Origin of the sequence: Haloprofundus marisrubri (assembly GCF_001469955.1) — an archaeon.
Classification (GTDB): domain Archaea; phylum Halobacteriota; class Halobacteria; order Halobacteriales; family Haloferacaceae; genus Haloprofundus; species Haloprofundus marisrubri.
The window spans coordinates 132,746-144,558 of sequence record NZ_LOPU01000016.1; the positions used below are offsets into that span (position 1 = coordinate 132,746).

The following is an 11,813-nucleotide window of genomic DNA, read 5'->3' on the forward strand; positions in this document are numbered from 1 at the left end:
ATTCGCCACCAGTCTCGCCGCTCTTGCCATCTTCTACGACACGGTAGATGTCGCAACCTCGATGCTCGGTGACCGTAGCCAATCAAAAACCGGGACAGAGTAGTCCAAGTTCACGTCCCTTCCATCGGCGGCGTCCCATCCTCCCTGCGCTCCGCGCGGACGACGAGCAAGCCTGCAACCAATAGCACGACGCTTCCGACCAACCACAGAACGTCGAACGCATCGGGCTGAAGCCCTTGGGTCACGTGGTGCATCTCCAAGAGGTAGTGGTCGACGGTGCCGTCGTAGATGTTGAAGAGTGCCATGCCGACGACGACGGCACCCGCGTAGAGGCCGGCGGACCACGGCACGTCGGGTCGGTCGGCGGTCTTCCAGAGCATCCCGAACCCGACGGCCATGATGGCGAGCATCAGCATCGAGAACGCGCCGTCGGCGAGGAGATTCAACTGCAACGCCTGCGGCGTCGTCGGCGGCACCCACCCGGAGATGAGGTGGTGGGTCCGGAGTATCAGGTGGAACACGAGCACGTCGACGAGGCCACCGAGGCCGACGCCGAGGACGACGCCCGCGCGGAGCAACGGTCGGTCCGTCGTCTGCTCGGCGGTCTCCGCTGCGGATGCCGTCCGTGACCCGACCTCGCGCTCTCGTTGGGTCGCCACGTCAACCGCCCTCTGCGTCGTCGGGGTTCTCGTGTTCGGACGCGACCCACTCGTCTTCGGAGATGTCGCTTTCGCTGCCGTCGCCTCCGCTGCTTTCGTCACCCTCGTTTTCGCCACCCTCGTTTTCGCCACCCGCGTCGCCGCCATCGTCGCCGACGTGTTTGCTCGGGTCGTCCTCGTCGTACTGGGTGTCCTCCTCGCCGCCGTAGTCGCCCTGTACCTTCTCGTCGTCGTTCTCCTCGGGGTGGTCGTCGCTCATGTCGTGAACAGAGACGGACAGCAGTCAGTTAGTGGCGGTGCTGGTACTCACAACGTCCGGAAACGAGCGTTGCTTTGCCGACACACACTCCCTTATTGTATCGCCACTCGCTACCGCACGACATGAACTCCCTCGACGACGTGACGACGTTGACGCACGAACTCGTCTCGATACCCAGCCACGAGGACGAGACGGCCGCCGGCGACGCCATCGAGACGTGGTTGCGCGAGCACACCGACGGCGACGTGACCCGCGACGAGACTGGGAACGTCATCGCCCGCAGAGGCCCGAGCGACGAGAGCGGAGGTGGCAACAGCAGCGACGACACCCCTTCGCTGGCGCTCGTCGGCCACCACGACGTGGTGCCGCCCGCACCCTCCCAACTCGACGGCGAAGAGTACGTCGTCGACACGCGCGACGGACGCCTCTACGGTCGCGGGGCGGCCGATATGAAAGGTGCCGTCGCCGCGTCGATGCTCGCGTTCCGCGACGCCGACCCGAACTGTGAACTCGTCTTTGCGAGTTTCGTCGGCGAAGAAATCGGCGGAACGGGTGCCCGAGCGGCCATCGACGAGGGGTTCGTCCCCGACTACGCCATCGTCGCCGAAGGCTCGACGAACTACTCGAAACCCGGCGTCACCGACGTGGTGGTGGCGCACAAAGGCCGCCGCGGCAGCACCATCGTCGCCGAAGGCTCGGCGGCGCACGCCAGCGAACCCGAAGCGGGCGAAAACGCCATCTACCGTGCCTCGGACGCCATCGACGTCGTCCGCGAACTGGAGTTCCCCGAAGTCGACGTGTTCGGCGAGAATTTGCGGGGAACTGTCGCCGTCACCGGAATCGACGGCGGTACGGCGTGGAACGTCATCCCCGACGAGTGTGAGATAACCGTCGACGAGCGGACCGTGCCGGGCGTCCGCGCCGAACTGGAGCGCGTCGAGGAAATCGACGGCGTGGAGTGGACCGTCGACCAGGACCTGCCGCCGATGGACTGTGACGACGAAGGCTTCGCCGACACGGTGTTGCAGGCGGCGATAGCGGCCCAAGACGGCGACCCCGAGTTGGTGACGAAACCACACGCCACGGACGCCGGGTGGTTGGCACAGGCCGGAACGACGTGCGTCGTCTGTGGCGCGTCGGAACCCGGTGAGGCACACACGAAAACCGAGAGCGTCGGCATCGACGTGCTGGAGCGCTGTTATCGTATCTACCGGAACACAGCGGAGTCGATGTAATACCTGGTCGGACGAACTGGCACGGATGCCCCGTGTGGCGTCGGTACGACTCAGATTTTAATACACCTGTCAGATAACTCGGAGTATGCCCGGTCCCGTCTTCTTGCGCGGCGAACGAGTCACACTCCGACCAATCGAACGGGAAGACGCCCACATCGTCCAACGAGCGTACAACGAACCCGAGTTTCACGACGGCTTCTTGTTGAACGCTCCGAGCAACCGCGAGACGATAGAGTCCCAAATCGAACGGCGTGAAGCGGACGACGACAGCATCGTCCTGTTCGTCTGCGTCGACGAGACGCCGGTCGGACGGGTCTATGTACGAGATATCGAACAGGACCACGGGATGCTCGGCTACTGGCTCTTGCCGGAGGAACGCGGCCACGGCTACACGACCGAAGGGGCGGCGGTTCTCGTAGACCACGTGTTCGAGATAGTCGGCCTCCACCGCGTCTTCGCGTGGACCATCGACGACAACGACGCCTCCCAGCGACTGCTTCGACGCCTCGGGTTTTCACACGAAGGGACGTATCGAGAACACGTCTTCACCAGAGGCGCGTACCGCGACACCGAACACTACGGGCTGTTGTCCTCGGAGTGGCCGGGTGTCGACGCGGTTCTCGACGACTGGCGGTAATCGAACCGCGCGCTCTCGTGGTGAGCGTTCGACGAGTCATCGATTCTGTATCCGTGGTGCCAAGAAGTACAGTACCTCCCCGGTTCCGTCGGCGAACTCGTAGCTCAGTCGCATCGGAAACTCCTCGCCGAGTTCGAGTGTCAGTTCCGTGTCCGTGGGGACGACGCGGTTCATATCGGCGAGGTAGTCGAGCGAGAACAGCGAGTGCGCCGGGGCGACGTCGAGGTCCACGAGGTCGTCGTCGTCCAGTTCGTAGTGAACCGTATCCATGTCACCCTCGGCGTCGACGTACAGTTGTTCCTCGCCTTCGTCGACGCCGACGGCGACGTGGGTCGAGACCATCTCGGCGGCTCGTATCGCTTGGTCGAACTGCCGTCCCTCCACAACGGCGCTGGCGGGCAGTTCGAGCGCGTCGAGGTCCGGTTCCTGCCGGACGACGTCGGGGTCGACGAGCGCCAGCGTGTACTCTAAGCCCCCGATTCGAATCCGAAGTTGTCGCGTCTCTTCGTCGAGTTCGAGATGGACGAGGTCGTCCGAGTTCGCCATGCCGACCACGTCGTCGAGTCGCTCCACGTCGACACCGACGACGCCGCCGTCGGCCTCGTAGGACTCGAAGGCACGTCGGTCGAGAGAGAGTTCGACGACGCCGACCGTCGCGGGGTCCATCGCCGAGATTCGCAAGCCCTCGGCGTCGAGGTGGATGCGGCATTCGTCGACGAGGGTACCGACGGGGGAGAGCGTCTTCGAGAGTGTGTCCGCGCTGGCGACTGCAGTGAACATACGCTATCGTCTCAACTGAGCATCATAAACGCGAGCCAGCCGGAGTGAAAGTGAACGTGGTCCGGTCGGCCTTTGGTGGGTCACGAACCGGCTTCGACGACCGGAAACACCTGTTTAATTAGTATCGATTCGAAAGGTCAGACGATGGCAACCGAAGCCTCCACCGAGTCTGCGCCCGAGGCGTACGACGAACTGGTAGCGAAAGTCAAGCGAATCTCGAACGTCCAGAACGCGGCGGGCGTACTCGGCTGGGACCAGCAGGTGATGATGCCCGACGAGGGGACGCCCGCGCGCTCCCAACAGCTCTCGGCGCTGTCGGCTATCAGCCACGAGTTGCTCGTCGAGGACGGCATCGGCGACCTGCTCGACGACCTCGACTCCGCGGACCTCTCCGAGGAACAGGCCGCCGTCGTCCGCGAGGTCCGCCGAGAGTTCGAACGCGCCGCACGCGTCCCGACCGAACTCGTCCAAGAGATTTCGGAGACCTCTTCGGAGGCGCTTCCGGCGTGGAAGGAGGCGAAAGCCGAAAACGACTTCTCGAAGTTCGCACCCCTCCTAGAGCGCCACGTCGAACTCAAGCGCGAGTACGCCGAACACATCGACCCCGACAAAGACCCCTACGAGGTGCTTTTCGCCGAGTTCGAGCCGTGCCTGCCGCTCGAACAAGCGGAGGAAATCCTCGACGAAGTTCGCGAGACGCTCGTCCCGATGATAGACGAGATTCGAGAGTCCGAATCGGACCTCGCCACCGACGCCTTCGCGGGCACGTTCGACGAGGACGAGCAGATGGAACTCTCGCGTTCGACCCTCGACACGCTCGGCTACCCGTGGGAGCGCGGCCGCATCGACGTCGCGCCACACCCGTTCTCGACGGGGACGATGTTCGACGCTCGCGTGACGACGCGCTTCGACGAGTCCGACCCGCTTGGAGCCGTGTTCTCGACTATCCACGAGTTCGGCCACGCGACCTACACCCACGGCCTGCCGGACGAGCAGTACGGCACGCCGCTCGGCGAGGCGCGTGACCTCTCGGTCCACGAGTCGCAGTCGCGGCTCTGGGAGAACCACGTCGGCCGCTCGCAGGCCTTTTGGCAACAGTTCCTGCCGACCTTCCAAGAGCACTTCTCGCAGTCCGAAGACGTGACCGTCGAGGAAGCGTACGAGGCCGCCAATCAGGTGTACGAGGACAACCTCATCCGCGTGGAGGCGGACGAACTCACCTACCACATGCACATCATCATCCGCTTCGAAATCGAGCGGATGCTCATCTCGGGCGACCTCGACGTCGAGGACGTTCCCGAAGTGTGGAACGACAAGTACGAGGAGTACCTCGGCGTTCGCCCCGAGACCGACTCCGAAGGCTGTCTGCAGGACATCCACTGGAGCCACGGCAACTTCGGCTACTTCCCGACGTACTCGCTCGGTAGCGTGATGGCCGCACAGCTCTTCGCCGCTGCTGAGGAGGATATCGACGACCTCGACGGCCAGATTCGTGAGGGCGAGTTCGACGACCTCCACGAGTGGCTCACCTCGAACGTCCACAGCCACGGCCAGCGCTACGAGACGAACGACCTCGTCGTCGAAGCGACGGGCGAGGACTTCGTTGCCGACTACTTCCTCGACTACGTGACCGAGAAGTACGGCGAACTGTACGACCTCGACTCGGCGTAATTCGAGTTCGAGCGTTTCGTTTCTTTTTTCGGAGTCGTTTGTGCGACCTCTCCTACTGCATCGAACGCAGCGACGACCGCACGGTAGCCGGGCGCATCGAGACGCCTCACCCTCCCCAACCGACTCCTTCGCTCGCACTCCGCGCTCGCTCAGTCGCCCCTCGCACGAGTAGTCGCGTCGATAAAACGGCGCTCTGGCGCGCGCCGGAGGGCGGCTCCGTCCGCCCGACGAATGCGCGAGGGAGCAGTCGGCGCTCGTGCCGACTGCGAGGTTGGGGAGGTCTGAGGCCAGCGGTGGCGGTGCGGTCGTCTCGTTGTGACTCGGCAGCAGTCGTCTGCGCCTCGACCGACCGAAAGCGACAGAGTGCACACCCACCGGCTCGTCCAACCCATTCGAAGCACACGAACTGCCGGTGCCCGGACGTTCATATCCGTCCCAAGTAACCACGAGACATGTCATCGACCCCCGAGACAGCCGAGGCGTACGACGACCTCCTGAGCCAGTACAAGCGCATCTCGAACGTCGACCACGCCTCCGGCTACCTCATGTGGGACCAGCACGTGATGATGCCGAACGGCGGCGCGCCCGCCCGCGCCGAACAGCAGTCCGCGCTCTCGGCGGTCCACCACGACCTGCTCACGAGCGACGACCTCGCTGCGGCCCTCGATGCTGTCGACGAATCCGAACTCGATGGGGAAGAGAAAGCAGTAGTGACCGAAATTCGACGCCAGCACGAACGCGCCGCGAACGTCCCAAGCGACCTCGTCGAAGACCTCACGAAAGCCCAAGCCGAGGCCCACGAGGCGTGGCAAGAAGCGAAAGAAAACGACGATTTCGACACCTTTGCGCCACACCTCCAGAAACTCTTGGACCTCCACTGTGAACGCGCCGAACATATCGACCCCGACCGCGACCCCTTCGAGGTGATGTTCGAGGACCGCGAACCGCATCTCCCGCTCTCGAAAGTCGAGGAAGTCTTCTCGGACCTCCGCGAGACGCTGATTCCGCTCATCGAAAATGTCCGAGAAAACGGCGACGACCTGCCGACACCCTTCACGAGCACCTATCCCGAGAACGCCCAGCACGAACTCTCGCAGGCGGCGCTCGACGCCTTCGGCTATCCCGAGGACCGGGGAAGACTGGACACCTCCGCGCACCCGTTCACGTTCGGCACGCAGTTCGACGCCCGGGTGACGACGCGCTACCACGACGACGACCCGCTGGACGCGCTGATGGCGACGATTCACGAGTTCGGCCACGCCTCCTACCAACTCGGCCTGCCCGACGACAAATACGCGACCCCGTTGGGCGAGTCGGTTTCGAGCGGGATTCACGAGTCCCAGTCCCGATACTGGGAGAACCACGTCGGCCGGACTCGCGCTTTCTGGGAGTTCTTCCTCCCCGAGGTCAAATCACACCTGCCCGACGCTGAGGACGTGACGGCCGAGAACGCTTACGCCGCCGCCAATCGCATCAAACCGGACAACCTGATTCGCGTTGAGGCCGACGAGGCCACCTACCACCTGCACATCATCCTCCGATTCGAAATCGAGCGCCAACTCGTCGCCGGGGAAATCGACGTCGAAGACGTGCCCGAGGTGTGGGGCGACACGTTCGAGGAGTATCTCGGGATTCGTCCCGACAGCGATTCGGAGGGCAGTCTGCAGGATATTCACTGGTCGAGTTGGTTCGTCTCGTTCCAGAACTACACCATTGGAAGCGTGTTCGCCGCGCAGGTGGACGCGACTATCCGCGAGGAGTTCGACGACGTGGACGGGATGATTCGTGAGGGCGACTTTGCGCCGCTGTGGGAGTGGCTCACCGAGAACGTCCACAGCCACGGCAAGCGGTATCCGACGGACGAGTTAATCGAGGAGGCGACGGGCGAACCGTTGACCGCGGAGTACTTCACCGAGTACGTGACCGAGAAGTTCGAAGACCTGTACGGGTTGTAGGTCGCGTTCGTCGTTGATTCGTGGTTTGATGCGGTTTTCCTCGTTGGTTCCGGGAACTCAGTGACGACACGGTAGCCGGGCGTGCCGAGACAGAAACCCAGTGTAAAACAGAACTGTACAGTCTCAGTCGAAACCCTACTCCGGCTGATACCCTTCCAACATGTTTTCCACATACTTCGCCACCACGTCGACTTCGACGTGAACCGAATCGCCCACGTCCTTCTCGGAGAGCGTCGTCACCTCGTACGTCGTCGGAATAATCGCCACCGCAACCGAGTCCGAACTCCGTTCGGCGACGGTCAAGCTAATCCCGTCGAGCGTAATCGACCCCTTCGAGACGACGTACTGGCGCATCCCCTCGGGCATGGCGAACTCGAAGCGCCAGTCGTCGCCGACGCGCTCGATTCCCGTCACTTCGGTCGTCGCGTCGACGTGTCCCTGTACGACGTGGCCGTCGAATCGGCCGTCGGCGGGCAACGCGCGTTCGAGGTTCACCACGTCGCCTTCCTCGACTTCACCCAGATACGTCTTATCTACGGTCTCCGCCGCGAGAAACACCGAGAACCACGCGTCGTCGCCCGCGTTCTCGAACTCCTCGACGGTGAGACAGACGCCGCTGACGCTGATGGACTGGCCGTGGTGTAAGTCGTCGAACCCCGGCGCACTGATACGAAGGCGGCGTCCGCCCTCGGCGTCTTCGACTGCCGTCACTTCGCCGGTGCGCTCGACGATTCCGGTAAACATGCGCTCGAATTGGCGGCAACGGCGTGAAAGCGTTGTGTTCGGTGCCGGTTCGTCGCCGCGGAACCGAGACACGGTCACCGCACCCACCGCGCCCAGCGCACTCGTCGCATTTTTCTCCCCGCGCCGGATACTCGCGGCAATGGCGCTCGGAATCTTGGACACCATCGGACTGGCGGCGACGCTCGTCTTCGCTATCCCCGTGGCGATTTACGGCATCGAACAGTTGGTGAGCGGCGAGACGCTGTTCGGCGTCGCCCTCCTCGCGGTCGCCGCCGCGATGGTGCTCGTCCCCCGATACGTGACGACACCCGACGACATCCCCGGCAAAGCCGCCGAGAAAGCCGTCGGCTCGGCGGTCAAAAGCCCCGAAAAGAACGAAGAGCCGAAACAGCAGGAGTAGCGCCGCCTAGCGCTTCTGCGGGACGATTCCCGTCGGATACGCCGCGAGCACTTCGTAGCCGTCCTCGGTGACGACGACCAAATCCTCGATGCGGACGCCACCCTGCGACGAGTCGTAGACGCCCGGTTCTACCGTGACGACCATCCCCGCTTCCAGCGGTTCGTCGGCCCGTAGTGACGGCGCTTCGTGAAGACTCACGCCGACACCGTGGCCGGTTCCGTGCGTAAACCCGGGTTCCTCACCGACCGAGAAGCCGTAAGCGGCGATTTCGGCGGCCGCTTCCCTGTGGACCGCACTCGCGGCGACGCCCGCACCAGATTCGAGTTCGTCGAATGCGGCCGTTTGGGCGGCTTCGACGGCGACGTACGCGCGGCGCTCCCACCCGCCATCGCCGTCGACGACGAACGTCCGGGTCAGGTCGCCGTAGTAGCCGTGTGGGCCACGCGGCGAGATATCCAAGAGAACTGTCTCGCCGGGCGCGATGTCGTCCGTTCCCGTGAAGTGCAGGTCCGCACACGACGGCCCCGCGCCGATGACAGTGTTGCCCGCGTCGCGGACGCCGTAACTCGCTAGGGTGGCGTTGACTTGCCGGCGCAGTCGCTCCGTCGACAGCGGTGCGCCCTTCCAAAGCAGTTCGCCTCCCTCTGCGCTTGCCTCTGCGAGAATCTCCTCCGCCCGTGCCATTCCACGGGCTGTCGCCCGCTGAACACGACGCAGACAGTCCAACTCTTCTTCGGTCTTCACCGCTCGCGCATCGGTGACGGCGCTCGTCGACTGCAGTTCGTAGCCCCCGCGTTCGAGGTACAGCGCCGTGTCGTGCGGAATCCCCTGCGGGACGAGGACCGTTCCAGTACCGTCGAGTGCGTCGTCGAGAACGGCACGCGCGCGTTCGCCTGCCGGGTCGCCGACGTTCTCCATCCGAACCACGTCGCCGGAGAACTCGCGGTTAGCTTGTTCTTCGAAGAGTGCGGGCGCACAGAGCGTCGCGGTGTCACCCACGAATACGAACGCGTAGTCGCGGTCCGGCCCCGAAAACCGCGTCAGATACCGCATATCGTCGTCGAATCGGTCGCCGACGGCGACGAATGCATCGGCGTCGGCCTCTGCGAGCGCGGCGTTCAGAAACCCGTAGTCGGTACTCGGCTGGTCCGGCCACGACGCCATCGTGGACGTGTTGCCGGCCGATTCGCCTTCGGCCTCGGAGTCGCCTGCCATCGCCTACGGTTCCGGCGCTGGCGGTTCTTGGGCTTCCTCCAGCATCTCCTCGACCGGTTCGTCGCGGATTTCGTTGTGCAAGAGGACGCTGATGGGCAGCGTCGGTGCGCCGTCGACGAGGTTCTCCATGAGGACGAGGCGTTCGCGGGCACGGCTCATCCCGACGTAGAACACACGGCGTTCGTTGTTCGTGAGAACGGGAACGGGACTCGTCGTCTTCGTGAACTCGTCGACGCCGTCGATTTCGATACCCTGCTGGTCGACCGTCGCCGCCATCTGTTCGACGACCTTCTCGGTGAGGTCGGTGGCGACGAACACGTGGTCGGCCTCACGACCCTTCGCGGAGTGGATGGTGCCGATGCGGACGCGGTTGGGGTCCATCCCTTCGTACTTCCCGCCGAAGTACGCCTTGATGGATTTGCGCTGGAAACTCGTCACCTTCCGGACCATGTCGCTGGCGGAGGTCGGGTCGGGGGCGAACGGTGCGAGACTCTTGATTTCGTCCTTCGAAATCTCGATTTCGGCGAGGTCGTCGGTCTCGCTTTCCTCTTCGTACTCGTCGATGAGGTCGTAGAGGTCGTCGCGGTCGTTCGACCCGAACGCCGAGTCCTGCAGCATATCAGCGAGGCGACGCGCTTGCAGGCCGGTGATGGGTTCGTCCTCTTCGATGCGCTCGACGGCGCGGACGTACTCGGTGAGGCGGTCGGTCCACATCCGCTGGTCGGTGAGCACGCTGAACGGGATGCCCTCCTTGATGAAGTCGTCGATGAACTGGAACATCTGGTAGCGCGCCCGGAACAGGAGCATGATGTCGCCGTCGTCCTTCTGGACCGTGTAACGGACGTTGCGGACGAGGTTGAGCATCGACGGACTCTCGACGGCTTCGACGACGCCGCCTTCCTTTCTCGGCTTGAGGTCTTTCTCCTGACGCTTGTCGATGTGGCGAATCTCCTTGTTGACGACGTTGAGGATGCGCGAGGGGAGTCGGTAGGAGTTCGGCAGCACCTCGTCCTCGTCGCGTTGGGCGTCGAGCAGGAGGTTCGGGTCCGCACCCTGCCACGCGTAGACGACCTGGTCGTCGTCGCCGGCGATGAGCACGCGCTTCATGTGCGGTTTCCACTCCTCGTACACCTCGTACTGCAGCGTCGTGATGTCCTGGAACTCGTCGATGACGAGGTAGTCGACGCTCGGCAGCAGCGAGCGCTGTTTCACCCGCTGGAGCATGTCGGCGAAGCCGACGAGACCGTTCGTCCCCTTGTAGTTGCGCCACGCCCGAATCGCTTCGGGGATGTCGACGCGGTCGTCCGAGGAGGGCCACGTCGGCGTGTACTTGTTGCCCTCTTGGGCGTTCGGGTCGATTTCCGGCGGGAGACGGACTTTCTCGACGTTCCACTGGAAGGGAACGTCGTACCAGTCGGCGACGTCTCGCTGGGTCCGCTGGAGCCACTGACTCGTTGCGATGACCTTGTTGCCGATGGTCGTCGACCGGGCGGTTCGACGGCCCTTGCCGCCGTACTCGTCTTCGTACTCGATGCCGAACTCCTCGGCGAACTCCTTTTTGTTCTTCTCGCCGACGACGTCGCCGCGTGAGAGGTTGAGCAGTTCGTACGCCTTCGCGTGCATCGTACAGACGTTGCCTTGGAGCGCGCGAGGGGAGATGTCGAGACGCTCGGCGAGGCGTTCTCTGACCTCTTGTGCGGCCGCACGGGTGTAGGAGACGACCAGGATGTCGCGGAACTCTACGTCGTCTTGTTCGAGTAACTCTTCGACGCGGTTGAGGAGAGCGGTTGTCTTACCGCTACCCGGGCCACCGAACAGTCGGGTGACGGTGGGCGCTGTCTCAGCCATTATCCCGGTTCACGCCCTACGGTGTGATAAACCACGTGGCTTGTTTCGGTGGGGCCGAAACGGGTATCGAACACTGCCTGCACGGCCCTCCGCGAGTGCGAGTTACGCGCTGACTGTGGCTACCGCTCGGAGCTTTCGAACAGACAAAAAACAGGGGGACCGTGCTGAATCGTTCTCTACGCGTCGTTCAGGCGTAGGGGTCCCAACCGCAGACGCTACACGTCATCGCGTCGTCGTCGTGAAGCGCTCCGCAGTCGGGACACTGTTTCTTGTTATACGATTGGTCCCAGCGTTCGGGTTCCGTCTCGTGACCTCGGTCAGCCAAAAACTGGTCGAACACGTCGTCGCTGGGTGCGGATGCCATACATGCTGTGCTATGGCATGACAGTACATATCCTTTTGGGCTCTCT

General features: G+C 63.6%; 12 protein-coding genes. 5 read left to right on the plus strand and 7 right to left on the minus strand.

Features of this window, described 5'->3' with window-relative positions; genetic code table 11:
• Positions 1-110: 110 nt before the first annotated feature.
• Entirely contained in the window at positions 111-659 is a 549-nt protein-coding gene (locus tag AUR64_RS03675; protein WP_058580597.1) for a DUF2243 domain-containing protein, read from the minus strand.
• Between the two features lies 1 nt (position 660).
• Entirely contained in the window at positions 661-918 is a 258-nt protein-coding gene (locus AUR64_RS20725; RefSeq protein ID WP_058580598.1) for a hypothetical protein, read from the minus strand.
• A 122-nt stretch (positions 919-1,040) separates the two neighbouring features.
• Between AUR64_RS20725 and AUR64_RS03685 the strand changes: the two genes are divergently transcribed.
• Positions 1,041-2,153: a M20 family metallopeptidase gene (locus AUR64_RS03685; RefSeq protein ID WP_058580599.1), complete on the plus strand. Its 1,113-nt coding sequence runs from the start codon at positions 1,041-1,043 to the stop codon at positions 2,151-2,153.
• Positions 2,154-2,238: 85 nt separating this feature from the next.
• Positions 2,239-2,790: a GNAT family N-acetyltransferase gene (locus AUR64_RS03690; protein WP_058580600.1), complete on the plus strand. Its 552-nt coding sequence runs from the start codon at positions 2,239-2,241 to the stop codon at positions 2,788-2,790.
• Positions 2,791-2,826: 36 nt separating this feature from the next.
• Here the strand turns inward: AUR64_RS03690 and AUR64_RS03695 are convergent, their stop codons facing one another.
• The gene (locus tag AUR64_RS03695; RefSeq protein ID WP_058580601.1) at positions 2,827-3,570 is read right to left on the minus strand and encodes a DNA polymerase sliding clamp; all 744 of its coding nucleotides are present in this window, start codon (positions 3,568-3,570) and stop codon (positions 2,827-2,829) included.
• Positions 3,571-3,714: 144 nt separating this feature from the next.
• Between AUR64_RS03695 and AUR64_RS03700 the strand changes: the two genes are divergently transcribed.
• The gene (locus tag AUR64_RS03700; protein WP_058580602.1) at positions 3,715-5,241 is read left to right on the plus strand and encodes a carboxypeptidase M32; all 1,527 of its coding nucleotides are present in this window, start codon (positions 3,715-3,717) and stop codon (positions 5,239-5,241) included.
• A 452-nt stretch (positions 5,242-5,693) separates the two neighbouring features.
• A complete protein-coding gene (locus AUR64_RS03705) occupies positions 5,694-7,196 on the plus strand; it encodes a carboxypeptidase M32 (protein WP_058580603.1) in 1,503 nt (500 codons plus the stop codon).
• 135 nt (positions 7,197-7,331) lie between these two features.
• Here the strand turns inward: AUR64_RS03705 and AUR64_RS03710 are convergent, their stop codons facing one another.
• On the minus strand, positions 7,332-7,940 hold the full coding sequence (locus AUR64_RS03710) for a riboflavin synthase (RefSeq protein ID WP_058580604.1): 609 nt from the start codon (positions 7,938-7,940) through the stop codon (positions 7,332-7,334).
• Positions 7,941-8,079: 139 nt separating this feature from the next.
• Between AUR64_RS03710 and AUR64_RS03715 the strand changes: the two genes are divergently transcribed.
• Positions 8,080-8,340, plus strand: a complete 261-nt coding sequence (locus tag AUR64_RS03715; RefSeq protein ID WP_058580847.1) for a DUF7533 family protein — start codon at positions 8,080-8,082, stop codon at positions 8,338-8,340.
• Between the two features lie 6 nt (positions 8,341-8,346).
• Here the strand turns inward: AUR64_RS03715 and AUR64_RS03720 are convergent, their stop codons facing one another.
• The 3 genes from AUR64_RS03720 to AUR64_RS20385 all read right to left on the minus strand — a co-directional run bounded on the left by AUR64_RS03720 (position 8,347) and on the right by AUR64_RS20385 (position 11,767).
• Positions 8,347-9,504: a M24 family metallopeptidase gene (locus tag AUR64_RS03720; protein ID WP_058580848.1), complete on the minus strand. Its 1,158-nt coding sequence runs from the start codon at positions 9,502-9,504 to the stop codon at positions 8,347-8,349.
• 54 nt (positions 9,505-9,558) lie between these two features.
• Positions 9,559-11,403, minus strand: coding sequence for a UvrD-helicase domain-containing protein (locus AUR64_RS03725; RefSeq protein WP_058580605.1), 1,845 nt, complete (start codon positions 11,401-11,403; stop codon positions 9,559-9,561).
• A gap of 187 nt (positions 11,404-11,590) precedes the next feature.
• Entirely contained in the window at positions 11,591-11,767 is a 177-nt protein-coding gene (locus AUR64_RS20385) for an HVO_0416 family zinc finger protein (RefSeq protein ID WP_155120504.1), read from the minus strand.
• Positions 11,768-11,813: the final 46 nt, after the last annotated feature.